The 23,746-nt window shown below is 40.7% G+C and carries 28 protein-coding genes; 17 read left to right on the plus strand and 11 right to left on the minus strand.

What is annotated here, in order from left to right; all coding sequences use genetic code 11:
* Nucleotides 1–119: 119 nt before the first annotated feature.
* From JI665_RS00725 to JI665_RS00740, 4 genes are all read left to right on the plus strand, one after another.
* The gene (locus tag JI665_RS00725; RefSeq protein ID WP_280516063.1) at nucleotides 120–458 is read left to right on the plus strand and encodes a CidA/LrgA family protein; all 339 of its coding nucleotides are present in this window, start codon (nucleotides 120–122) and stop codon (nucleotides 456–458) included.
* Nucleotides 455–1,144, plus strand: coding sequence for an LrgB family protein (locus tag JI665_RS00730; protein ID WP_206835029.1), 690 nt, complete (start codon nucleotides 455–457; stop codon nucleotides 1,142–1,144). Before JI665_RS00725 ends, JI665_RS00730 begins: the two co-directional genes overlap by 4 nt.
* A 201-nt stretch (nucleotides 1,145–1,345) precedes the next feature.
* Nucleotides 1,346–2,290 (plus strand): 3'-5' exoribonuclease YhaM, encoded by a 945-nt coding sequence (gene yhaM, locus JI665_RS00735; RefSeq protein ID WP_206835032.1) that lies wholly within the window; start codon nucleotides 1,346–1,348, stop codon nucleotides 2,288–2,290.
* A 179-nt stretch (nucleotides 2,291–2,469) separates the two neighbouring features.
* Nucleotides 2,470–2,655 carry a sporulation YhaL family protein gene (locus tag JI665_RS00740; protein ID WP_206837607.1) on the plus strand — a complete coding sequence of 62 codons (186 nt, stop codon included), beginning with the start codon at nucleotides 2,470–2,472 and terminating at the stop codon, nucleotides 2,653–2,655.
* Nucleotides 2,656–2,715: 60 nt separating this feature from the next.
* Here the strand turns inward: JI665_RS00740 and JI665_RS00745 are convergent, their stop codons facing one another.
* Nucleotides 2,716–3,612, minus strand: a complete 897-nt coding sequence (locus tag JI665_RS00745) for a peptidylprolyl isomerase (RefSeq protein ID WP_206835035.1) — start codon at nucleotides 3,610–3,612, stop codon at nucleotides 2,716–2,718.
* Between the two features lie 360 nt (nucleotides 3,613–3,972).
* Here JI665_RS00745 and JI665_RS00750 point away from each other — a divergent pair, with 360 nt between their 5' ends.
* Both JI665_RS00750 and JI665_RS00755 read left to right on the plus strand, forming a co-directional pair.
* A complete protein-coding gene (locus JI665_RS00750) occupies nucleotides 3,973–4,056 on the plus strand; it encodes a YjcZ family sporulation protein (protein WP_019381424.1) in 84 nt (27 codons plus the stop codon).
* Between the two features lie 64 nt (nucleotides 4,057–4,120).
* Entirely contained in the window at nucleotides 4,121–4,213 is a 93-nt protein-coding gene (locus JI665_RS00755; protein WP_082139012.1) for a YjcZ family sporulation protein, read from the plus strand.
* 74 nt (nucleotides 4,214–4,287) lie between these two features.
* On the opposite strand, the gene JI665_RS00760 is transcribed toward JI665_RS00755, so the two are convergent.
* From JI665_RS00760 to JI665_RS00775, 4 genes are all read right to left on the minus strand, one after another.
* Nucleotides 4,288–4,467 carry a hypothetical protein gene (locus tag JI665_RS00760; RefSeq protein WP_206835038.1) on the minus strand — a complete coding sequence of 60 codons (180 nt, stop codon included), beginning with the start codon at nucleotides 4,465–4,467 and terminating at the stop codon, nucleotides 4,288–4,290.
* A gap of 156 nt (nucleotides 4,468–4,623) precedes the next feature.
* Entirely contained in the window at nucleotides 4,624–5,172 is a 549-nt protein-coding gene (locus JI665_RS00765; protein ID WP_206835040.1) for a DUF3267 domain-containing protein, read from the minus strand.
* Between the two features lie 220 nt (nucleotides 5,173–5,392).
* Nucleotides 5,393–5,968 (minus strand): HTH-type transcriptional regulator Hpr, encoded by a 576-nt coding sequence (locus tag JI665_RS00770; protein WP_206835042.1) that lies wholly within the window; start codon nucleotides 5,966–5,968, stop codon nucleotides 5,393–5,395.
* A gap of 288 nt (nucleotides 5,969–6,256) precedes the next feature.
* Nucleotides 6,257–6,613, minus strand: a complete 357-nt coding sequence (locus tag JI665_RS00775; RefSeq protein ID WP_206835043.1) for a YtxH domain-containing protein — start codon at nucleotides 6,611–6,613, stop codon at nucleotides 6,257–6,259.
* Between the two features lie 190 nt (nucleotides 6,614–6,803).
* On the opposite strand from JI665_RS00775, the gene JI665_RS00780 reads away from it, so the two are divergent.
* Nucleotides 6,804–6,995, plus strand: a complete 192-nt coding sequence (locus tag JI665_RS00780; protein WP_009331428.1) for a hypothetical protein — start codon at nucleotides 6,804–6,806, stop codon at nucleotides 6,993–6,995.
* 41 nt (nucleotides 6,996–7,036) lie between these two features.
* Here the strand turns inward: JI665_RS00780 and JI665_RS00785 are convergent, their stop codons facing one another.
* The 3 genes from JI665_RS00785 to JI665_RS00795 all read right to left on the minus strand — a co-directional run bounded on the left by JI665_RS00785 (nucleotide 7,037) and on the right by JI665_RS00795 (nucleotide 9,369).
* Entirely contained in the window at nucleotides 7,037–7,564 is a 528-nt protein-coding gene (locus tag JI665_RS00785) for a tryptophan transporter (RefSeq protein ID WP_206835046.1), read from the minus strand.
* 128 nt (nucleotides 7,565–7,692) lie between these two features.
* On the minus strand, nucleotides 7,693–8,775 hold the full coding sequence (serC, locus tag JI665_RS00790) for a 3-phosphoserine/phosphohydroxythreonine transaminase (protein ID WP_206835048.1): 1,083 nt from the start codon (nucleotides 8,773–8,775) through the stop codon (nucleotides 7,693–7,695).
* Nucleotides 8,776–8,949: 174 nt separating this feature from the next.
* Nucleotides 8,950–9,369 (minus strand): HIT family protein, encoded by a 420-nt coding sequence (locus JI665_RS00795; RefSeq protein WP_206835050.1) that lies wholly within the window; start codon nucleotides 9,367–9,369, stop codon nucleotides 8,950–8,952.
* Between the two features lie 648 nt (nucleotides 9,370–10,017).
* On the opposite strand from JI665_RS00795, the gene JI665_RS00800 reads away from it, so the two are divergent.
* The 3 genes from JI665_RS00800 to JI665_RS00810 all read left to right on the plus strand — a co-directional run bounded on the left by JI665_RS00800 (nucleotide 10,018) and on the right by JI665_RS00810 (nucleotide 12,760).
* Nucleotides 10,018–10,758 carry an ABC transporter ATP-binding protein gene (locus JI665_RS00800; protein WP_206835053.1) on the plus strand — a complete coding sequence of 247 codons (741 nt, stop codon included), beginning with the start codon at nucleotides 10,018–10,020 and terminating at the stop codon, nucleotides 10,756–10,758.
* Nucleotides 10,751–11,971: an ABC transporter permease gene (locus tag JI665_RS00805; RefSeq protein WP_206835056.1), complete on the plus strand. Its 1,221-nt coding sequence runs from the start codon at nucleotides 10,751–10,753 to the stop codon at nucleotides 11,969–11,971. Before JI665_RS00800 ends, JI665_RS00805 begins: the two co-directional genes overlap by 8 nt.
* Nucleotides 11,972–12,034: 63 nt before the next feature.
* Nucleotides 12,035–12,760 carry an EcsC family protein gene (locus JI665_RS00810; protein WP_206835059.1) on the plus strand — a complete coding sequence of 242 codons (726 nt, stop codon included), beginning with the start codon at nucleotides 12,035–12,037 and terminating at the stop codon, nucleotides 12,758–12,760.
* Between the two features lie 32 nt (nucleotides 12,761–12,792).
* Here the strand turns inward: JI665_RS00810 and JI665_RS00815 are convergent, their stop codons facing one another.
* Nucleotides 12,793–13,998, minus strand: coding sequence for a M20 family metallopeptidase (locus JI665_RS00815; RefSeq protein WP_206835062.1), 1,206 nt, complete (start codon nucleotides 13,996–13,998; stop codon nucleotides 12,793–12,795).
* A gap of 158 nt (nucleotides 13,999–14,156) precedes the next feature.
* Between JI665_RS00815 and JI665_RS00820 the strand changes: the two genes are divergently transcribed.
* A complete protein-coding gene (locus tag JI665_RS00820) occupies nucleotides 14,157–14,813 on the plus strand; it encodes a phosphatase PAP2 family protein (RefSeq protein WP_244671091.1) in 657 nt (218 codons plus the stop codon).
* Nucleotides 14,814–14,853: 40 nt separating this feature from the next.
* Here the strand turns inward: JI665_RS00820 and JI665_RS00825 are convergent, their stop codons facing one another.
* Entirely contained in the window at nucleotides 14,854–16,260 is a 1,407-nt protein-coding gene (locus JI665_RS00825) for a hypothetical protein (protein WP_206835069.1), read from the minus strand.
* Between the two features lie 240 nt (nucleotides 16,261–16,500).
* Between JI665_RS00825 and liaF the strand changes: the two genes are divergently transcribed.
* The 3 genes from liaF to JI665_RS00840 are packed head-to-tail and all read left to right on the plus strand — an operon-like array spanning nucleotide 16,501 to nucleotide 19,025.
* The gene (gene liaF / locus JI665_RS00830) at nucleotides 16,501–17,337 is read left to right on the plus strand and encodes a cell wall-active antibiotics response protein LiaF (RefSeq protein WP_244671064.1); all 837 of its coding nucleotides are present in this window, start codon (nucleotides 16,501–16,503) and stop codon (nucleotides 17,335–17,337) included.
* Nucleotides 17,338–17,346: 9 nt separating this feature from the next.
* Nucleotides 17,347–18,390 (plus strand): sensor histidine kinase, encoded by a 1,044-nt coding sequence (locus JI665_RS00835; protein ID WP_206835072.1) that lies wholly within the window; start codon nucleotides 17,347–17,349, stop codon nucleotides 18,388–18,390.
* Complete coding sequence (locus tag JI665_RS00840; RefSeq protein ID WP_206835075.1) at nucleotides 18,387–19,025, plus strand: response regulator transcription factor; 639 nt, start codon at nucleotides 18,387–18,389, stop codon at nucleotides 19,023–19,025. The genes JI665_RS00835 and JI665_RS00840 overlap by 4 nt, the downstream gene beginning before the upstream one ends.
* A gap of 256 nt (nucleotides 19,026–19,281) precedes the next feature.
* On the opposite strand, the gene JI665_RS00845 is transcribed toward JI665_RS00840, so the two are convergent.
* Nucleotides 19,282–19,791, minus strand: coding sequence for an antibiotic biosynthesis monooxygenase family protein (locus JI665_RS00845; protein WP_206835078.1), 510 nt, complete (start codon nucleotides 19,789–19,791; stop codon nucleotides 19,282–19,284).
* A gap of 319 nt (nucleotides 19,792–20,110) precedes the next feature.
* On the opposite strand from JI665_RS00845, the gene hemE reads away from it, so the two are divergent.
* The 3 genes from hemE (at nucleotide 20,111) to hemY (ending at nucleotide 23,684) form a co-directional block, all read left to right on the plus strand.
* Nucleotides 20,111–21,157 carry a uroporphyrinogen decarboxylase gene (gene hemE / locus JI665_RS00850; RefSeq protein ID WP_206835081.1) on the plus strand — a complete coding sequence of 349 codons (1,047 nt, stop codon included), beginning with the start codon at nucleotides 20,111–20,113 and terminating at the stop codon, nucleotides 21,155–21,157.
* Between the two features lie 124 nt (nucleotides 21,158–21,281).
* Entirely contained in the window at nucleotides 21,282–22,214 is a 933-nt protein-coding gene (gene hemH / locus JI665_RS00855; RefSeq protein WP_206835084.1) for a ferrochelatase, read from the plus strand.
* 30 nt (nucleotides 22,215–22,244) lie between these two features.
* Nucleotides 22,245–23,684: a protoporphyrinogen oxidase gene (gene hemY, locus JI665_RS00860; RefSeq protein ID WP_206835089.1), complete on the plus strand. Its 1,440-nt coding sequence runs from the start codon at nucleotides 22,245–22,247 to the stop codon at nucleotides 23,682–23,684.
* The last annotated feature ends 62 nt before the right edge of the window (nucleotides 23,685–23,746 follow it).

Consider the following 23,746-nt stretch of genomic DNA (forward strand, 5'->3'; position numbering starts at 1 on the left):
GTATTATAAAAAGTGTGTAAAGAAACCTTACAAATATCAAGTTTTTTCTTGTTTAATCCAGTAAGATGATAAAAAGCGGTTAGGAAGGAGAAAATCATTTGCCCTGGCTGATTCAAATATTGTTACTCGCTATTTTTCTGATTGCAGGGAATTTTGCGGCAGCGTTTTTTCATATTCCGCTTCCTGGAAGTGTCATGGGGATGCTTATGTTATTACTCTTATTGGTAACTAATTTAATTAAATTAGAATGGATAGAGAAAGCAGCATCTTTTCAAATTAAACACATGACCCTGCTGTTTATCCCCTTTGTCATTGGATTATTTTTATCTCCCAATTTTATTCCTCTATTAAATTTTCATTTCCTTTTGGTGCTGATTCTAAGCAGCTTTTGCTGTTTATTGGGCACAGCGTATTCTGTTCAATTGTATGAGAACATAAGAAGGAGGCGCCAAAAATGAGTTCTGTTTTATTCAATAGTATAGGGTGCATCTTGATGACTCTTGCCAGTTATATCGCAAGCCTGCAAGTTTTCAGGAAGTTTAAGAAGAGCTGGCTAAATCCTTTATACACCGGAACTGCGCTCTTGATTATCCTTCTTCTATTGGGCAACATCCCTCTATCAGTATATCAGAAAGGAAGCAGTCTGTTTGAACTGCTCCTCCAGCTTTCGGTTGTCTCGTTTGCGGTTCCTTTATATAAGGAGTGGCCCTTAATGAAAAGACATCTTAAGAAAATATTCTCAGGAGTCTTTGCCGGGACCTCCTTAGGCATATTTTCGGTTTACATTATGTCACAGGTTTTTCACTTTAATCAGGAGGTCATGGCATCTCTTATTCCGCGTTCGGTAACACTCCCGGTAGCCTTAACGGTCTCGGATGGCCTGGGAGGAACCACGGCCTTTACTGTTTTCTTTGTGCTATTTTCTGGTCTTTTTTCCGTTACAATGGGACCAAACCTATTGAAGTGGCTTGGAATAAATAGTAAAGCTGCCAAAGGATTGGCAATGGGCACTTCAGCACAGATGCTGGGAGCCAGCCGTTCACTCATGTGGGGAGAGGAAGAAGGTGCCATGGGGTGTATAGCCATGACAACTTCTGCAATTATCATTTCGTTATTCATTCCAATATTGCTGCTTTTGCTGTAACCCGCAATTATCAAAAAACCCATTCATGAAAAAGTGAATGGGTTTTTATGGCGGACAAAAGACATGATTAATTTAGGAGAGAGCAGGACCTGTGTGGTATACTAGGTTAATAGAATTGCATGTTTAATGAGGCTGCCACGGATCTGTCGGTTTCTTAGTGCCCTTTTTAAACAACCTCGTGAAGGGAGCGTCGGTGCGCGTATGTCAAAAGGAATTGTTTATTACGAAGTAGGAGAACAAATCGAGCTTTTTCTGCTAATCAAAAGTGCAGCTAAAGGGATTGCAAGTAATGGAAAGCCGTTCTTGACCCTAATTTTCCAGGACCAAAGCGGAGAAATTGAAGCAAAGCTTTGGGATGTGTCTGATGATGATGCGAAAAACTACAGCCCTGAAACCATTGTAAAAGTGGCTGGGGATATTTTAAATTACCGTGGACGCAATCAGCTAAGAATCCGCCAAATTCGGCCGGCGTCCCCAACAGACCCGGTCAAACTGGCAGACTTTCTCGAAACAGCGCCCTTAAGTACAGATGAAATGATGAGTAAAATTACTCAATATATATTTGAAATGAAAAATCCGAATATCCAAAGGATTACTCGCCATTTATTGAAGAAGCACCAAAAGGACTTCCTTGAATATCCGGCAGCTACGAAGAATCATCATGAGTTCGTATCAGGTCTTGCCTATCATGTAGTTTCCATGCTGGATTTGGCAAAGGCAATTTCCGGTTTGTATCCAAGCCTGGATAAGGACTTATTGTACGCTGGAGTCATTTTGCACGATTTAGGAAAGATTACAGAACTGTCTGGACCGATTTCAACATCTTACACAATAGAAGGAAACTTGCTTGGACATATTACCATCATGATCAATGAAATTGGAAAAGCTGCTGAGGAACTGGGAATCAGCAGTGAAGAGATCATGATTCTTCAGCATATGGTTTTATCCCATCACGGCAAAGCGGAATGGGGCAGTCCAAAACCTCCGCTTATTAAGGAAGCAGAAATTCTCCATTACATTGATAATATTGATGCGAAAATGAATATGCTCGATAGAGCCCTTGAGAGGGTGAAACCGGGAGAATTTTCCGAGCGGGTATTTGCTCTGGATAACCGTTCATTCTATAAGCCCAGTTTTCATAAATAATTATTGCCATCCTTCCTAATGGGAACGGATGGCCTTTTTATAGATATTCATATAAATTTTGAAGCGGGGTAACTGTCTAGCTCCAGCGCTTTTCTTATTCTTGTCTATCATATTTTTCCTGGTTTAGCATACATTTTTAATAAATGGACAACCATTATGAAAAGAAAGAGGGGAAAATGATGATTCCAATTTGGGTATATTTTGTTGCAGCCGGAATCGTTGTAAGTGCATATATGGCGGTAACGACGGGCAGGGAAGAGAAAAAGGTGGAGCAGGACAGCATTGAACGCGAGGGTGAAATTTATATGAAGCGTCTTGAAAGGGAAAAAGAAGACCGGAAATCCGCTCAGCAATCTGCAGGCTGATTTGAATCAGTATAAAAAACACATAAATAACGGGACTCCAGCATGGAGCCCCGTTATTCATTATTTTTCTTCAGTTCCAGCTTCACCTTCTGCGCCTGCTTTCGGTTCATCAAGAACTCCTTTTAGTTCCTTATCTTTAATATCAACATCAGCAGCCTTTAATTCACGATCCATTGCCTGCTGAATTTTATCGCCGTCAAGCTTGGACACTTTCACTTGATATTCCATTTCCTTCTTCATTTCATCAAATGATTTCTTCTCTTTTTTCTCTGTTACTTGGATGATGTGGAAACCATGCTCAGATTTAACAGGAGCGCTGATTTCGTTCACATCAAGGGCATAAGCAGCCTCCTCGAATTCAGGCACCATTTTACCTGGGCCGAACCAGCCTAAATCTCCGCCATTTGCAGCAGACCCTGGGTCTTTTGAGTATTCTTTGGCCAGGTCTTCAAATTTTCCGCCTTCGTCCAGTTTTTTCTTTACTTCGTTTGCAGTTTTTTCATCCTCTACAAGGATATGGCGTGCTTTAATTTCCGGCTTGTAGTTATCATAGTATTCTTTAACTTCTTTTTCTGTTGCTTCAATATCTTTAATAGCTGCTTTTTCCTGAAGCAATCCTGTTTTGAAAGTTTTCTTTAGATCTTCTTCATCCTTATAGCCATATTGCATAAGCGCCATCTCAAAGTTTGCGCCAAGCTGCTGTTTTAGTTCGTCGATTTTCTCATTAAGCTCTTGGTCTGTTACTTCGTATTTATCAGAAAGAACTTTTTCATAAATGAGCTCCTGGAGCGCCTGTTCGCCGTATTTTTCCTTCATTGCTTCATAAAGCTCGTCCTTCGTAATGTTTCCGCTCTTTGTTTCAACGACTACATCTCCTGATTCGCCGCCGTTGCTGCTGCATGCGCTTAATCCAATTACTCCGGCTGCAATGGAGAGGGATAGCATCCATTTTTTCATGTTGAACACTCCTATATTAATTTTCAATTCGGCTCTGGAGAGCTGGGGCTGGAATTTTTATACATATAAATAACAGCAATTGTCTTCACTGAGCCTGCATTTATCACAATCCCTACTATACCATAAATGTAAAAAATAACAAAAGAAGAAAGTAATGCTTGGTCTATAACACAGTGTTTTTTAAAAAATTTGGGTATTCGCCCATCCCATTCAGGACAATTGTACATATGATACATGGAACCCTCTGATGGGAGGTTTCAAAGCAGCCTAAAAAAGTTAGGATAGCCGGGATAGAAGCCTATCCGACCACAGAGGCAAATGAATAGGATATGGTAGCAACCTGAAGGGGAGGTGTTATCCATGGGTGCTGGATACGGCGGAGGTTTCGCGTTAATCGTTGTATTGTTTATTTTATTAATTATTGTAGGCTGTGCGTGGCTGTAAATCTATGGTGGGCATAGGGTCTATTGAAAGGGCCCTGTGCCGGAATTTGAGAGGAGGCAACCATATGTCTGGAGGACATGGATGCGGCGGAGGTTTTGCGTTAGTTGTCGTGCTGTTCATTTTGTTAATCATCATTGGAGCTTCTTGTTTTTGCTAAGCTTTTGATGTATATATAAAAGCGGCGGAATATATCCGCCGCTTTTGCTCATTTTTAAGAGCTCTCAGGATATCCTAAGCATACAAGATTTCTACAAAAGAAGAGATTAGCAATATGGTAATAAGAATGTTAATGGTTCTGAATACTTTGGGCTGCCGTTCCTCAGGAATCTCTTTTTGGAGACAAAGCGAATTTGTCATCTTGTTGATATAAAATAAATTAAAAACGGCAAAAATAATAAAGATGGAGATCATCCAAGATTCCCTCCTTGGGCAGTCATATTATTGCTTTTACATGTTTTGTCTGTTATTTACAATATCAAAGTTCACAAAAAAAAGATAGTAATAAAGATTGCCTGTCCGGTAAGTAAAAGGTATCCTTTGTCAGGATACCCGGGATTTATGCTTATGCTACTGGTTCGAATGAAGCAATATCTCAAACCCATCTTCGTTTTCTTCAACATAAGATTGATTTGGGGCATTCAGCACATTTTTGGCGCACACAATGTCAGAAAAAGATAAGCCTGCATGGAAAGCAAACAGGATTATTAAATAATGAACATAGTGCGGAAAAATAAAGCAAGCAGCCAGAAGCATGCTGTTTATAATAAGCATAGGGGCCAGAGTTGCAGTCAGGAAAAGCCGTTTTGAAATAGGCTCCGTTATTCGAATATATATAATTGGCATAAAGCCATATTTAATTGTCAGCTGTTTTTTAACGATACTTCCAAGGTGTGCAATAGGCAGAAAGTGAATCAGCTTATGCACAGGATACATCAGCCATAAACCGGCTGCCAAGAAAATGAAATAATTATCGTAAAAGGAACCTGGCACAAATACATATGTTGCAGGAACATATGTAATTATGAAAGTAGCCAGCATGGTTAAGGAAGACAGTATAAAAAGTCTTTGCGATCCGTATTGCTTCGTGAAGTTAATCGTCTTCCAGCAATTCATCATAAAAATACCTCCAAAAGGAGTAAAATAGTAATCTTTCAAACTCACTTAAGATACTTTACGATGAATAAATAAAAAAATCAATAGGGAATACTAACACATTTTGTCGAATAAAATTTTAATATAATGTGAAACTGTGAGCAACTGAATTTATAAATACAAAGCGAATATTATGCATTCGCTTTGTAAGGGTTTACATAATGAAGAAAGGAACTTAACTTATTTAAACAAGTTCCTTTTGTGCTGTTGGTTTTTTCTTTAATTTCCCCTCATCTTCATCAAATTGATTTTCAAGATTAGCAAAGGACTTTTCAAAAATCTCCATGAAATCATCACCATATATATTGCGGACTATCGCCATAATTTCAATGATATCTGGAAATTTCCCATACAGTTCCCTTAATGGCATCGCACCTGAGAACACGGCATTTTTCTCAGGTGAATAGGTTTCCATAAGACTTAGCAATACCTTTTCTCCATCCTCAGTCAATTTAATATAGGTATTTCTTTTATCGCTTTCTTTCTTTGAAAACTGAAGAAAACCTCGTTCTTCGAGCTTTTTTGAGAAATTGAATGCAGTTGAAACATGCATTACACCAAATTTGGCAACATCGGAAATCGATGCACCGTTTAAATGATAGGCAATCCATAAAATATGGTGTTCATTAATATTTAAATCGTAGGGTTTTATCCATTGCTGCCAATCTTTTTCTATAGACTTCCACAGGGCTTTACTCAGCTGTGCCACTCGCTGGCTGAAGATCATTGCTTCCTTCATAGAAACTGGTTTATCCGACATTCAAAAATTCACCTACTTTGTAAAATTAATTATTTCTGGTCAAACAGCCAGAAGTTCATTTTTCTTTTCATAGTATCATTATGCCAATAAAACAAAAATTAATAAAGATATAAATTTACAAAATTTTTAGAAATATAATTATATATTTCTATAAAAGGCTTAAGGACAAGGGATGAGAGCTTGTTCAAAGATCTATAAAATTTTGAAGCATTTTCATAATATATTGGTTTTCGTTCAAAAATAAAAAAATCCTTCTTTTTAACTAAAGAAAAAAGAAGGATTTTTTTATTACTTTTTATTTAAATTTGTTTCAAGCTCATGGATGGCTGCTTCAATTTCCTGCAATTCTCTCTGCAGCTTGTGCTGATGGGGAAGGATTTCGTTTTTCCAGTTGCTGATTGAATATTTAATGTCGTTTGAGAATTCCTTAAATGCGGTTTTTCCTTCCTTCGAAGCAAATGATGCTGAGTTCTTTATGGCCAGCAATTCGGATTTTAATTCGCTCAGCTGCTCCTTCAGGGTGTCTGTGGTTTCTTTTAACTGCTGTCTTGTATCCCTTCCTGAAGCAGGTGCGGTCAATAGGGTAGATATGCCGGCTGCAGCGCCGCCTGCTAATAATCCAAGCAATAGCGATTTGGCTTTCATAATGATCACCTCAAAATCTTGTTTATATGTCTATTTTACTGCATTACTCATTTTTATAAAGCAGAAAATGAAAAGTGCCCGTTCCTATATCTATATCACAAAATATAGAAGGGTAAACCATATCCTCATAGCTACCGGGATACAGGCATACAATTCAGTAGAGGGATATAAAGCGAAAGGGGGAGAGAGGTTGTCCGGAGCGGCGGCTGGGATTTTTGCATTGAGTGTGGTGCTGTTTTTAGGAGGTATTCATTTTTTTCTTTCTATAAAGAAACCCGGAGTCTATCCTCCGAAGTATGTTCTGAAAAAAAGGGCAGCTGCTCTAGCAGCAGGCGGTGCACTGTTGTTCCTGCTGGGAATGATTGTAGGGAGTTTCCAATAATGAAAATATAAAAAGCCCGCTTATTTCGCGGGCTTTGTCTATTACTGGCTGATCGTCTGCTGAGTCAGCTTCGTTCTGTTTGCAATTGATTTTGCTACTGGATAAAGGATAATCATTGCCACCGTGTTAACTGCAGCTGCGGGCAGTACAACTGCTGCAAATAATGCAGCGAATGGCCCTGGCAGTCCGACAATTAGGTATGCGGAAGTTAAAAACACAATTCCGGATACAATTGTTCCTGCTGCTGTTAAGACAGCTGCACTGGCGATATTCTTCCGGAATTTCTGTAAGATCAGGAACATTGCGAAAAAGGTGAATGCAGTAACAGGCTTATCAATAATATTCGGGATTAATCCTCCAGGAAAAGTTGTGGTAAGCCCGGATATCACGCCTGTAACCAAACCTAAAAGCAAAACGCTTTTGCTGTCTGGATAAAGGATTATGCCCAAAAACATCATGGTAAGCATCATGTCGGGTTTCATCCCAAGAAAGAAGCCTGGAACAACGGCATGTAGCACTGCGCCCATCCCGACTAATAGGGATAAGGCTACTAAATTTTTTGTATTCATTTCTAATCTCTCCTCTGCTATTCTCTGACTAAGCTCTGTTCGTCTCTCCTGCAGTGCACTCTTTGCCTGCAGCGAAAAACTTTAACTCATTATAACACATATACCCGGGATAAAAAGGTGTTATATTTTTAATTTTTATTCTTAAAGGCTTTCATAAATGCGGCCAGTTTTTCAACATGCTGTTCTGGCACAGCATTGTAAATGGAAGCGCGGCAGCCGCCTATGGAACGGTGTCCACCGAGTCCAACAAACCCTGCTTCATTTGCCTGGTGCAGAAATTCCCTTGAGAGGTCCTCTTTATGAAGGTTAAAAGTGACATTCATGAGGGATCTGCTGTCTTTATGAGCATGTCCTATGTAAAAGCCTTCGCTTTCATCTATAACATCATATAGGATTTTTGCCTTCTTTTCATTTGTCTTTTCTATCTGCTGCAGGCCGCCTATCTTATCTGCCCATTCAAGCACCAGGGACAGTAAATAAATAGCCAGAGTTGGAGGTGTGTTATATAAAGAGTTATTATTGGCAAACGTATTATAATTCAGCATTGCAGGGAGCTTTTCTGATGATCTTTGTAATAGTTCTTTTCGGATAATGACTACTGTTACACCGGAAGGGCCGAGATTTTTCTGGGCGCCTGCATAGATCATATCAAATTGTTCCACTTCCAATGGACGGCTTAAAATATCGCTGGACATATCTGCTACAAGTGGTGTTTTTTCATTAGAAGGAAATTCTTTCCATTGGGTACCGTAAATTGTATTGTTGCTGGTAATATGAAGATACGCGGCATTGTCAGGAATATTATCCTGATTGTATGCTGGGATGAAACGGTATTTTTGATCCTTGCTGGAGGCAGAAATAACGGTGTCGCCAATTTTATCTGCTTCTTTTAAGGCTTTCTCCGACCAGGAGCCACTGAGGATATAATGGGCTTCTTGATCTTTTCCCAGCAGGTTCATCGGAACCATTGAAAACTGGAGACTTGCACCTCCCTGGATAAATAGCACCTCATAATTATTCGGAATGGCCAGCAGTTTTCTCAATAGTGCTATTGCCTGATCATGTACTGCCTGATACTCTTTGCTTCTATGGCTTAGTTCCATTATGCCCATCCCGGTATTGCTGAAATTCAGTAAATTCTTTTCCGCTTTTTTTAATACCTCTTCCGGCAGGGCCGCGGGACCTGCATTAAAATTTAGAGCACGGTACATTTTTCTCCCTCCAAAAATATAAAATCAATGTACTATAACGCTGTAAAGAAATAAAGATATTTAATATGTTAACAAAATTTACTGATTTGTACAGAGAAAAAAATGAACATTTTGAAAATTAGGGGATGAAAGAAGCAAAAAAATTCCTCCTGAAGAAACAGGAGGAAGAGGAATTTATAAATGTTTTTTTATAGCTTCAGAAATTTCCAGAAGGTCGGACGCTGAATATTCCGATTGATGTGATTTCCATACAACTCCTAAGCCATCACCTTCGCCGTAGCGGGGAATAAGGTGGGAGTGAAAGTGGAAAACGGTCTGCCCGGCATGTTCACCGTTGTTATTAATTAAATTCAAACCAATGGGATCAAATTCATCTTTGATGGCTCTTGCAATTTCCGGAACAGCTTCGAAATAGCTTCGGGCTGTTTCCGCATCCATTTCATATAAATTTTCTTTATGTACTTTCGGAATGACGAGCGTATGCCCTTTAGTGACCTGGCTTATGTCCAGAAACGCCATCACATGCTCGTTTTCGAAAACTTTGGCTGAAGGAATCTCGCCATTGATTATTTTACAGAAAATACAATCGTTCATTATGTCAGCTCCTAACCAAATATTCTTTTACACAATTCTACCATATTCGCCAAAAAACAAAAAAGTGAAACATATTACTGGGGAAAGGATTATTGCATTGTCCTATTCATAAAATAAAAAGACAGGATTCACTTGGAATCCTGTCTTCGGTGAAGGGGAAGCTTCTATTGGAACGTTTCTGATTCAGGTAAATTCTCTTTAACAAACACCTCATTTATGAATGAATTGTGTTTATCTCTAGAGAAAATCGATCTTTGTTCAATCGGACCATCCCCTTATTTCTTTATATGCATTCACGGGCGTATAAAGCATGGATGATAGTCTTTAACAAACACCTCATTTATAAAATGACTTAGTGACCACTTTCGGGTGAAGCGATCAAGTGTTTAAGATCATCAGGTTTCATGTGCAATGCAACCATCCCCTTATTAGGAACGTTTGAAGCTTATACTGAAAGGAAACTGTCTGCGACAGACACCTCATTTCAAGTTTTGATCATCTGAATGTTGTTCAAATGATTTGTTTCCCCTTCATAGATTAGAATGTCCGGATTCGGGATTTATATGCAGGGATTTTCCCCAAACTGGACAATATCCTCTGGCTTTTTTTACAATGGTCTTACATATATAGTAGGAAGGACGTTGAAAAATGGCGCTGCTCGAAATTAAAAACGTTACCGGCGGCTATACAAGAAACCCGGTTTTGAAGGATGTCTCCTTTGATGTGGCAGAAAAAGAAATTGTCGGCCTGATTGGTCTTAACGGAGCCGGAAAAAGTACGACCATCAAACATGTAATTGGTTTAATGGAACCAAAGGAAGGCGAAATAACGATCAATGGCACGCTATTCCTTAAGGATAAGGAAGGGTATCGCAAGCAATTCACCTTTGTTCCGGAAACGCCGATTTTATATGATGAATTAACACTGGAAGAACATTTGCGTCTAACAGCCATGGCATACGGCCTGCCTGAAGCAGACTATAAATCAAGAGTGGCGACACTCCTAAAGGAATTCAGAATGGAAAAAAGACTGAAGTGGTTTCCTGCCCATTTTTCTAAAGGGATGAAACAAAAGGTAATGATTATGTGCGCCTTTCTGGTGCAGCCTTCATTATACATTGTTGATGAACCGTTTGTAGGTCTTGACCCGCTGGGCATTCAATCACTTCTTGATTTGATGAAAAAAATGAAAGAAAGCGGTTCAGGCATCCTTATGTCCACCCATATACTGGCAACTGCTGAAAGATATTGTGATCGTTTTGTGATTTTGCATGAAGGAAAAGTGAGGGCGAAGGGAACTTTAGCAGAGCTGCAGCAGCAATTTGCTATGCCGGGAGCAACCCTTGATGATTTATATATCCAGCTCACAAAGGAAGAAGATTATGTTTGATGAAAAACAATTATGGAAGGAGAGATTCGGGAGGACAGTCAAAGAGCTTTCCCGCTATCTCCGCTATATTTTTAATGGCCATATTGTCATTGTCATGGTGTTCCTTCTGGGCACTGCCGCTTTTTATTATCAGGAGTGGATAAAGGCACTACCCAGTCATTTTCCTGCTGCAGCGGTAATGGCAATTATTTTAGCTCTTCTGGTTACATACAGCCCGATTTATACATTTTTTTCTGAGGCGGACAAAATTTTTCTTCTGCCGCTTGAAGATAGGCTTTCAGGTTATTTTAGACGTTCCCTGGCAGTCAGCTTTTTAGTGCATGCATACATCCTGGTATTGGGGCTGGGGATTTTTATGCCCTTGTATGCCAGAGTGAATGATGGCAATTTTAAAACGTTTTTACCTTTTCTGCTTATTTTGCTGTCGTTAAAAATTGTCAATTTGCTGATCCGCTGGAAGATACAATATTACATCGAAACAAGCGTGCTTATTCTGGATGCATGTGTGCGTTATGCAATAAACACTGTGTTCCTATATTTTCTTTTTAGCGGTGCCTCCCCCATTTTTATGCTGGCGGCAGGCGTGCTCCTCCTTCTGCTGTATTTGTTCTTTAGTGTGAAATCCAGGGATAAAGGACTAAAATGGGAGTTTTTGATTGACCAGGAAGAGCGGAGAATGACGTCTTTTTACAGGCTTGCCAATATGTTTACAGATGTTCCAAAGCTTAAAGATCGTGTAAAAAGGCGGAGATGGCTTGATTGGCTGCTATCTGGCATTCCTTTCAAACAAGATGCAACGTTTAAAAACCTTTTTGTCCGAACGTTTCTCCGTTCTGGTGATTACTTCGGTCTATTCATTCGTTTAACGTTCATTGGTGCTGGAGCGATTTATTTAATTTCGTATGGAATGGGACAAATACTGCTTGTACCGCTCTTCATGTACTTAACAGGCTTTCAGCTCCTGCCTCTATGGAATCATCATCAGGATAAGCTGTGGGTGAATTTATACCCGGTTAAAGGGGACATAAAGGAGAATTCCTTTAAACAGCTGCTTACAGGCATCCTATATGTTCAGGCACTTCTCTTATCGCTGGCTGTCCTAGCCAATGGCGGCTGGATGGCATCACTGCTGTCTTTGGCATTAGGGATTTTATTTGCATATGTATATACTCATTTCTATATTCAGAAACGGCTGGCGGGCAGCCGGGTATAAAATGAAACCATTTCTGTCTGGCATACGTATGTATAGTCATCCTGAATGAAGGCAGGTATGAAAATGAGGGAGTATGAATTAAAAGCGTATCACGAAATTGAAGAGTGGAAGAGACGAATTAACAAGCGCTCCAGTATGCTGAATCGCCTTTCGAAAAAAGCTCAAACAAAGGTAAATAGTATAATACCTGAAAAAGCTCATCAAATTATTACAGACAGCATAAAGAATATGGTGAAGGCAACCCTGATTGGATCAAATGCCACCACCAGAAAAAAACCATCTGCCAGCCGCGGCCTTGATGCGATGGATCACATGCTTGAAGAGAAGGTTTCGACCTACCGCAAAACAGCTGCGGTCGAAGGTGCCGGGACTGGGGCAGGGGGAATTCTCCTTGGCCTGGCAGACTTTCCTTTACTGCTGAGCATAAAGATGAAATTTCTTTTTGAAGCTGCCGCCGTATATGGATTTGATACAAATGATTATGAAGAGCGCTTGTTTCTCCTGCACGTCTTTCAGCTCGCATTTTCCAGTGATGAAAAAAGGAAAGAAACCTTGAAGCTGATTGAAGAATGGGATGACCGTAAGGAAGCATTAGGAGACATGGACTGGAAGGTATTTCAGCAGGAATACCGTGATTATATCGACTTCGTTAAGATGCTCCAGCTTGTGCCCGGTATAGGTGCTGCTGTTGGAGCGTATGCAAACTATAATTTGCTTGATCATTTAGGTGAAACCGCTAAAAATGCTTATCGTCTTCGGATATTAAAGACAGCCCCAAGACCTGATTAGGCTTGGGGCTGTCTTCTCGGACTTTCTCCTTGCTATCCTACCTCAACAGAATCCTTGTTTTCCTGAAAGCTATGATAGTTTAAAGCTGCTGCTCCCAATGTTTTAGCTGCGATCAGCATGGCTTTTTCATCGATATCAAACTTTGGATGATGGTGCGGGTAATTTTCAACTGTGCTTTCCGGTCTTGCACCTGTAAAGAAGAAGGTGCCTTTCACATGCTGCAGGTAATAAGCGAAATCTTCTCCGCCCATCTCAGGGTCTGTCTCTTCCACCCATTTGACTCCATTAATTTTCCCTGCTATATCAGCCAGGTATTCGGTTTCTTTTTTATGATTCACAACAGCAGGGTAGCCTCTATGGAATTGATACTCATAAGCGCTGTCTGCTGTGTAGCATGTTCCTTTTACTATGCGCCCGATTTCCTCTTCGATATTATTGCGGACTTCTTCGTTAAATGTGCGGACGGTGCCGATCAATTTTGCTCTATCGGCAATTACATTAAATGCGTTATCAGCTACAAATGATCCAACTGTTACAACTGCAGAATCAATTGGATTTACTTTTCTGCTGACGATTTGCTGAAGATTGACGACCAGCTGAGACGCTGTTACAATCGCATCTTTTGTTTTGTGAGGCTGTGCTCCATGCCCGCCTTTTCCTTGGATGGAAACTTCAAATCTGTCTGCTGCTGCCATAATTGGACCCACTCTATATTGAATTTTCCCTGTTGGTTCGGATGCCCACAGGTGAGTTCCAAAAATGGCATCGACTCCCTCAAGGCAGCCATCTTCGATCATCGATTTTGCTCCGCCTGGGGCATATTCCTCAGCGTGCTGGTGAATCATGACATATGTACCCTCTAATTCATCGCGAAGTTCATTGAGTGCCTTTGCCAGCACAAGCAAAGTTGCTGTGTGTCCATCGTGTCCACAAGCATGCATAACACCCGGTACCAATGATTTATATGGGACATCCTTTTCATCCTGGATAGGCAGTGCATCAAAATCTGCTCTTAAAGCGATGGTTTTTCCTGGTTTGCTTCCATGGATCGTAGCAACTACTCCATTTCCTCCTACATGTCCACGGACTTCAATACCCAGATTTTCATAATAGGTTTTTATATAGTGAGCAGTTTTTTCTTCCTTAAAGGATACTTCAGGGTTTTGATGAAGATAGCGGCGGATGGAGACCATTTCATCGTAATAGCCTTCCAGATTTTTAAATAATGTTTCGGACATGATTCCCTCTCCTGTCTGCATAATTTTTTCATTATTATAACATTCTTTAATAGGTTAAAGGAAAAAATCTTTTTTTTCCAAACTTAACATAATAAAAGTGAAGAAGAGATGTTACTATAAATTAAAGTGCAATATGGGAGGTATTAGTAAGGTTGGAAATGCATAAATCTAAATGGGCATACTTTTTCCTGGCTGTATCATCAGCAGTTTTTCTATATTTTTTGGCTGCTGTTAATAACGGAACATCACTGGATTTTGATCGTTATTTTTCGAAATATTTTACAGGTTTGTTTTCAGAAAACACCCATCCATTTTTTGAAGTCATGGACAGTTTGGGTGATAAAGCCGGTGTTGGAATCATCACATTAGCATTCTTATTGTGGCTTTGGCTTAAATATAGGAATTATGAAGCGATGGCAGCAGTTGTTTTTGCTGTGGCAGCGGGAAATGAAGTAAATAAGTGGCTTAAAGAGGCTATTGGAAGGCCGCGCCCTGAACAGGAACATCTGGTTAATGTTGCGAGTCTAAGCTTCCCGAGCGGACACGCTATGATTGGGATGATTCTGTATACATCTATTGCCTATTTCATAATTATAGAACTAAAATCCAGGTCTGCGAAATGGCTGACGGCAATTATAGCTGGCATTTGGATTTTCCTAATGGGAATCAGCCGGATTGTGATGGGTGTACATTATCCGTCAGATATTGCAGCCGGATTTGCAGCCGGATATATTTGGGTATTCATTTCAATTTCCCTTTACGCGGCACTAAAGTTAATGTTCAGTAGAAATTCACCCAAAAGAGAATCGGCATAAAAGCAAAGAGGCTATCGCCAGATAGTCTCTTTGCTGCTTTTTAAATGAGGAACATGGCTGCAATAGTTGTCACAATTAACCCAATTGTCACCGGAAGCAAATTCCTGCGAGCCAGTTCAAAAGCGTCTACATTACAGATGGCAGCTGCAGGGATGAGGGCCCAAGGAACAAGCGTACCGCCGCCTACCCAGATTCCGGCTACCTGACCTAGAGCTGTTAGGGTTGCTGCACCTGTGCCTATGGCAGCTGCGAAAAGGCTTGCAATCGAGCCGGCCAGCGATATGCCGGAAAAACCAGATCCGTCCAGGCCGGTAATGGCGCCAACCACTGTTAATGTAATGGCGCCTACTTCCTTGCTTAAAGGTACAGCTGAAGCAAGGCCAACTCCAAGATCATTAACGATTCCGTGAGAGTCTTTTGGCAGAAAGTCTCCTATCATTTGGGTAAATCCAGCATCCCCCAGATAAAAGAAAGCTGCAATTGGAATTACAGGTCCAAATACCCTAAAACCAAACTGGAAGCCTTCAACTAAATAGCCAGTTGTTTTTTCAAGGCCTTTATTGCGATGGGCAGTTAGCGTAATCATCAGAAGGATGAAAATCGATGTCCCGCCTACTAAAGCAGTTGCATCACCGCCCTGGAGGTCCAGTGCAAACATGGCAGCTACATCAGCAGCAAATAAAACAGGAATGAATACGGCGAAAAAACGCTTTTGATGAAGTGTTAGCAGATGTTGTTGACTGGCGTCAGATTGAAGTTCAGCAGGGGTATCCACGGTGAGTCCTGTTGCTGCAGTGAGCTTTCCACTTTTCATGTCTCTCTTAATAAGATAAAAAGCTGTAATAGTTGTCACTGCCCCCATAATAATAACAAGCGGAATACTGGCTGATATGACTTCCCCGACAGGAAGCCCTGCTGCATCGGCAGTTAACTTCGGTGCAGCCTGGATTATAAAATCCCCAGATAGTGCAATACCGTGCCCGAATAGGTTCATGGCCATTGCCACGCCCAAAGCAGGCAATCCAACCCGAATGGCCACTGGAAGAAGTACTGCCCCCATTAATGCAACTGCAGGAGATGGCCAAAAAAACCATGAGATGACCATCATCAAAATCCCAATTGTCCAGTAGGCAAGTGCTGGTGTTCTGATTAATTTGGTAAAAGGAGAGATCATGACATCATTAATTCCAGTTATGGTCAGTGTCCGGCTCATAGCGACGATTATCGAAATGACCAGTATTGTGGAAAGGAGTTCTGTAATGGCAAATATAAAACTGGTAAAAATACTGCTGACTGAACTGCTTAAGGAGCCGGTAGCCGTTATGGCAATTAAAAAGATGCCTGCAATACAGACAAGAGTTGTATCTCTCCTCATAATCATGAAACCAATGATAAACAGAATAAATAGAACATATATCCAATGGATGGCTGTCAGTTCAACTCCCATCTAAAGTTTCCCCCTTTCATAATTCCATAAGTGAAGAAGCGATTTAGGCTAATCACCCAAATTGGAATGTAGTACAGAATATGACGGAAAGAAATAAATGGTGATATGGATTGTATCCGTCCGGAGGCGGAGGCTGAACCACTCTGCGGAATGTTTCCATAAAATAGCTGAGTGATAAAATGATTATATTGGAGGAAAAGTTTTCTATTTTATCGAATACAAGATTAGGAGAAAAGAAGGATGGGAACGCCTATGAGATACAGGTCAGTTAATCAGATAATCTTCGCGGTAACTTTATCAGCAGTTGGAGTTTTGCTTCTGCTTATGAACATAGGTGTCATTTCCTTGGAAATAAAAGAGGTATTTGTCGTAATTTACCCATTTATTCTATTGGCTGCAGGATGCCATTATCTGCTGTCATACATGTTGAAAAAAAGCCGGAGCGGAGTGTTTCCCGGGTTATTTCTAATGGTATTTTCATTTCTATTAATCCTTGATCGTTTCGAAGTAATTGAATTCAGGTTTATGGAAATATGGAAACTCTGGCCCCTGTTTCTTATTTTTTTCGGCATTAGTATTTTATTGAAACGAGATCGTTTAAAGATTCATTTTGAACAGGATTTTCCGGCAGATATATATGAAAAAAACAAAGGTGCAGCTGAGAAGAAGGTTATTAATATCTCTAAATACGAAAGCCCGCAGCCGCTTAAAAATATAAGAGGTTTTTCGATTGGCGATGTGGATTTTAAACAGCCAAATTGGTCTCTGGAGCCAATGGATTTATATACAATGATCGGTGATTACTTTATTGATTTCAGCAAGGCTTTCATCCCGGAGAAAGAGACACCTGTTATTGTAAGAGGCTGGATTGGGGATGTAAAAATGATCATCCCTGAAAACATTCCGGTGATGATCCAGTCAAATATTAATATAGGAGATATCCGCATTTTTGATCAAAAGACAGGTGACGTTAACCGCAGTCTTCAATATAAGTCACCCGGTTACGATGAAGCATCAAGAAAGCTGAAAATTGCTGTACAAGTAAAAATTGGATCCATCCGGATCGATAAAGTATAGGGGTATGTGATGAGAAAAACCGGAATCAGGTATTGGTTTATACAGAGTTTCATTATGATGGCCGTTATAAGTTCATTAATCTTTTTTGTCGGATTACAGGTGTATCTATTTTATAATCCTGAATCGCCAATGACGATAAAGGGCACCTTCTGGCTTTTTTTGTATGCTTTAACCATTTTACTGCTTACGGGAGCCTACTTTGGGCTAAAGGGCAGCTACTTAATTAAAGGCAGACTCGGTGATATTTTATTATTTGTTTCAACATTAAGGAGCGGCAAGTATGCTGATCGGATGGAATCTTATGAAAAAGATGAGATAGGGTTAATTTCAGATGAACTGAATCAGCTGGCGGAAAATATCCAGGAGCAGGTTTTTTCCATGCAGCGCCTTGCTGATGAAAAGTCCATCCTGGCACAAACAGCCCATTCAGCTGCCGTGATGGAAGAACGACAGCGTCTGGCAAGGGATCTGCATGATGTAGTGAGCCAGCAGCTTTTCGCTTTGAGTATGATGTCTTCAGCTGCCCTAAGAGTTTTTGATTTGGATAGTGATAAAGCAAGGGAGCAGTTAAATGAAATCTCTGAAATCGCTTCAAAAGCACAGGGGGAAATGAGGGCACTTCTTCTCCATTTGAGGCCTGTGCAGCTGAGTGATGACAGGCTTTGCAATGGAATTATTAAACTTATACAGGAGTTAAAGGCAAAGACAAACATCGATTTTCACGCAAGCATTGATGAGATCGAAAATCTTTCGAAAGCAGCGGAAGAGCATTTGTTTAGAATTGTGCAGGAAGCGCTATCCAATGTGCTCCGCCATGCTGATGCAGGGAATATAAAAATAACCTTAACGGAAGAAGAAGATTACATTTATCTTTTTATTGCAGATAATGGAAAAGGGTTTAATCCTCATAAAGAGAGGATAACCTCCTATGGGCTGAAGACAATGAGGGAACGCTGCGAGGAAGTTGGCGGAATATTCAAAATACGTTCTAAGGAAAACGAAGGAACCTATATAGATATTAAAATTCCGGCAAAAGGGGAGAGGCTGAAATGATCAGGGTTGCTGTAGTGGATGATCATGAAATGGTAAGAAAAGGAATCATTTCTTATTTGGCAACTGAAGCTGGCATAGAGGTGATTGGGGAAGCAGAGAGCGGAAATGAAGCTGTAAAGCTTGTACTCAAAGAACGGCCGGAAATCGTTCTGATGGATCTGCTGATGGAGAATGGGAATGGAATTGAAGCGACTAGGGAGATTTTAAAAAGCTATCCTGGATGCAAAATTATAATCATAACCAGCTATTACGATGATGAACAAGTTTTCCCGGCAATTGAAGCGGGGGCGTTCAGCTATATGCTTAAGACGGCAAATGCTGCTGAGGTTGTGAATGCAATTAAGAAAGCTGCGAAAGGAGAGCCTGTTATTGAATCAAAGGTTGCGGGGAAAATGGTAAGCCGTTTCAGAGAAAAAGAAAAAAAGCCTCATGATGATTTAACTGAAAGGGAGTTTGATGTCCTGCTCTGCATTGGAGAAGGGATGACAAATCAGGAAATAAGTGAAGAATTGTTCATTGGCATCAAAACAGTCAAAACACATGTAAGCAATATCCTCAGTAAACTGGGCGTTACTGACCGTACACAGGCAGCGGTTTATGCCAATCGAAATGGCATAATTAAAAAGCAGGCATAGAGAAGGATGAGCTGATGCAGCTCATCCTTTTTTAAATTATAATAATGTTTGAATTCTTAAGTTAGGTAATTGTCTAGCTCCAGCGTCTACCCCCTCGAGGTCACAAGCCAATCCTCCCAAAAAGGCAAAGGACGCCTTTCCGTAAGGCTTGTCTTGTGCTTGGGGCCCCCAGGATGGGGGTCATGCAGACGTTGCCACAGGACGTGGCGTTCTTAGTCTGCGTTCCTTCGTGGGCAAGGCGCTTACGCTTTTCTTATTACTCTTCTTCAGGGATATAATATTGGGTTACATATGAAGGGCTGGAGAATATATTCGGTGTCTTATCGATGCCGCTTTCCGTCCCGCGTTTTTCATGTACTTTATCATATGCTTTGGAATTCTGCCAGTTCTTAAAGGATTTTTCATCCCGCCATAGAGTTAGAATGATATATGTGTTTGATTCAAGAGGCCGCAGAACCCGAATGGCTGCAAAACCCGGTTCATTTTCGATAAGTCCTGCCCTGTTTTTAAACCGGTGTTCAAAAAGCGGCCTGCCTTCATCTGTAACTGGAATATTATTCAGCACGGCAAACCCTGCATCCGTAAATGCCCCGGAAGAATCAATTACTTCATAGGATCTGGGTTCTTTAAAAATCGAGGCGCCTGCCGTTTCATGGATTAATAAGGCACTCTCAGTATTCTGCATTGCAACCATAGTTTCATCGGAGTGCTTTTCCTCAATTTTTTTCAAAAAATCGTAAGTTCCTCTTGCCATATATATCTTCATTTTTTCTCACTCCACCTGGAAAAGATTTATAGTGTTCTTTGAAGGTCAATTAGTGAATGCATCATGCTATTAATAGAATCTTCATTTAAAACACTTCATTAAAAAATTTGAATTTTTACTGTGCTAATATCCTTACAATCTTTAATTTTCCCTTATTTAGACAGTTAAAAACGTCAAATTTTTGACATTTAGCCTTCAAATCTATACAAAAACAGAGAAAAAAGGATATAGTCATAAAGGTAGATACTGGCGATTTCTAATTTTGGTATATATATATTACAATAATACGCAGACAAGTCTTGAAAGGTGGTAAAATTTAATGAAAAACTCATTTAATGATACATTTCTGAAGGCCGCAAGGGGGGAACAGACAGATTATGTTCCTGTTTGGTATATGCGGCAGGCTGGCCGCTCGCAGCCGGAATATAGAGCGATAAAAGAAAAATACTCCCTTTTCGAAATAACACACCAGCCTGAGCTTTGTGCTTATGTTACAAGGCTGCCAGTAGAGCAATATAACAATGATGCTGCCATTCTTTATAAAGATATTATGTCACCGCTTCCAGCCATTGGGGTTGATGTGGAAATAAAATCAGGAATCGGCCCTGTTATTTCAAATCCAATCCGTTCCATAGCGGATGTAGAGAAGCTTGGGGAAATAAATCCTGAAGAGGATGTTCCATATGTCCTGGATACTATTAAGCTTCTTACTCAAGAGCAATTGACTGTGCCTCTAATCGGTTTTGCCGGGGCTCCATTTACTCTTGCCAGTTATATGATTGAAGGCGGACCATCAAAGAACTACAACAAAACGAAAGCATTCATGTATGCAGAGCCTAAAGCCTGGTTCGCTTTAATGGATAAGCTTGGTGAAATGACTATTACATATGTGAAATCCCAGGTCAAAGCAGGTGCAAAAGCCATCCAGATTTTCGATTCATGGGTTGGCGCATTAAATGTGGAGGATTACCGCTATTTTATTAAGCCAGTAATGAATCGCATTTTCTCTGCCTTAAAAGAAGAGAATGTCCCGCTGATCATGTTCGGAGTTGGTGCTAGCCACCTGGCTATGGAGTGGCATGATCTGCCGCTTGATGTAGTTGGGCTGGACTGGAGACTTCCAATTCAGGAAGCAAGAGCAAAAGGAATTACAAAAACGGTTCAAGGCAATCTTGATCCAGCTATCCTGCTTGCCCCTTGGGAAGTAATTGAGGAAAAAGCAAAAGGTATTCTGGATCAGGGAATGGCTCAGCCGGGTTATATATTCAATCTTGGGCATGGTGTTTTTCCTGAGGTTAATCCGGACACATTAAGAAAATTAACAACTTTTATTCATGAATACTCTGCTTCAAAATTAAGCAAGTAGCCTCCGGTTTTCTTTAAGCGATAGCATGCAGCATTTGCATATTGCTATGAGCATTAGTTTTGGTAATCGATTTGTTTTTTGGCACAATAAAAACTGGAGACAGATAGAATTTGAGGTGGATGACATGGGTAAAAAGACAATGGGTTTACTTGTAATGGCTTATGGAACTCCCTATAAGGAAGAAGACATTGAGCGTTACTATACACATATCCGCAGAGGAAGAAAGCCTTCTGAGGAAATGCTTGAAGATTTAAGAAGCAGATATGAAGCGATTGGCGGAATATCACCGCTTGCAGAAATCACCAAAGTTCAGGCTGAAAAACTTGAACAGCATTTAAATGAAGTTCAGGACGATTATGAATTCAGAATGTATTTAGGGTTAAAGCATATTGAACCTTTTGTAGAAGATGCGGTTAAACAAATGCATGAGGATGGGATTGAAGAGGCTGTCAGCATTGTTCTTGCACCGCATTTCTCAACCTTTAGCGTAAAATCATATAATGGCAGAGCCAAAGAAGAGGCTGAAAAGCTTGGCGGTCCTGTAATAAAATCAGTTGAAAGCTGGTATAAAGAACCTAAGTTTATCAAATATTGGGCCGATCGTGTAAAGGAAACATTCGATAAAATGCCTGCTGAAGAAAAAGATTCTGCAGTGTTAATTGTTTCTGCACACAGTTTGCCGGAAAAGATTCTGCAATCAGGGGATCCATATCCGCATCAGCTGCAGGAAACAGCTGATCTCATTGCCGAACAGGCTGGAGTCAAAGATTATGCCGTTGGCTGGCAAAGTGCAGGAAACACACCTGAGCCTTGGCTAGGTCCTGATGTGCAGGATTTGACAAGAGACCTTTATGAAAACAAGAGCTACAGGGCATTTGTGTATACTCCTGTCGGCTTTGTTTCAGATCATCTTGAAGTGCTGTACGACAATGACTATGAATGCAAAGTTGTCACTGATGAGCTGGGTGCAAGCTATTACCGTCCAGAAATGCCAAATTCACAGCCAGAGTTTATTGATGCGATGTCTGATGCCATTTTTAAGTTGCTGAATAGATAAGCAAAAAATTAGAAAAGAAGGCGATTTACCGTGCAGGGAGAGCGACAGAAAGTTGTGGTTGCCGGAGGAGGAATTACTGGTCTTGCTGCAGCTTACTATCTGCAGAAGGAAGCCAAAGAAAAAGGAATGGCCCTGGATGTAAAGCTTATAGAAGCCTCACATCGTCTTGGCGGCAAAATTCAAACGATAACACGAGACGGTTTTGTGATCGAAAGAGGGCCAGATTCCTTTTTGGCACGTAAACAAAGTGCGTCCCGGCTTGCCAAGGAAGCTGGCCTGGAAAAAGAGCTTGTGAGAAATACATCCGGTAAGTCCTATGTGCTTGTAAGGCAGCGTCTATTTCCAATGCCGGGCGGATCCATCATGGGGATTCCAACACAAATTGCTCCCTTTATTACAACCGGATTATTCACTCCCGCAGGGAAGGCAAGAGCTGCTGCAGATTTTGTGCTGCCGCGCTCCAATCCTTCCAATGATCAGTCACTGGGTGCCTTTTTTAGAAGAAGGCTTGGTGACGAGGTTGTCGATAATTTGATTGAACCGCTTCTCTCTGGCATATATGCTGGCGATATTGATCAATTAAGCCTTATGGCCACATTCCCGCAGTTTTATCAGGTTGAGCAGAAGTATAGAAGTTTAATTCTGGGAATGAAAAAGTCTACAGGCACTCAGCAGAAACAAGCCTCAAGCCGCAAGAGCAAAGAAGGGATGTTCCTTACTTTGAAATCGGGGCTTCAATCACTTGTCGATGCCCTGGAGAGCAAGCTTGATCCTGGAACTGTACTGAAAGGCCATCGAATTGAATCTATCAAGAAGACTGGCAGAAGCTATACAGTTGAATGGAATGGCGGAGAAAACCTTCAGGCAGACTGCATGGTCATGGCTGTTCCCCATCGTGCACTGTGCATCATTTTCTCCGGGTGGGGAATATTTGAGCAGTTCAAAGACATGCCGTCCACTTCTGTGGCAACTGTAGCGCTGGCATTCCCTGAAGAAGCGATTGAAAGGGATATTGACGGAACCGGTTTTGTTGTTTCACGCCATAGTGATTACACCATTACTGCATGCACGTGGACACATAAGAAATGGCCCCATTCGACTCCAAAAGGAAAAGTGCTTCTGCGCTGTTATGTTGGCAAAGCTGGTGATGAAACTGTGGTGGATCTGTCAGATGATCAAATTATTAAAGTTGTACTTGATGATTTAAATAAAACAATGAATATTAAAATGAATCCGGACTTTGTTTATGTAACAAGATGGAAGGATTCTATGCCGCAGTATACTGTAGGACATAAAGAACGCGTCGATCTGGCAAAGAAACAGGCACAGGCAAAGCTGCCCGGCATTTTTCTGGCAGGAAGTTCATTTGAAGGTCTTGGCGTTCCTGATTGCATAGATCAGGCAGAAGAGGCAGTTCGAAATGCAGTTGAATACTTGCAAAGCAACAAGCAAAAAGCTGTCCGTTTGTGACAGCTTTTTATATTGGCATCATTTCAGGTTGCTTTTTCATTTGGAGTATGATAAATTACTTT

The organism is Bacillus sp. NTK034 (assembly GCF_017303275.1).
GTDB lineage: Bacteria > Bacillota > Bacilli > Bacillales > Cytobacillaceae > Cytobacillus.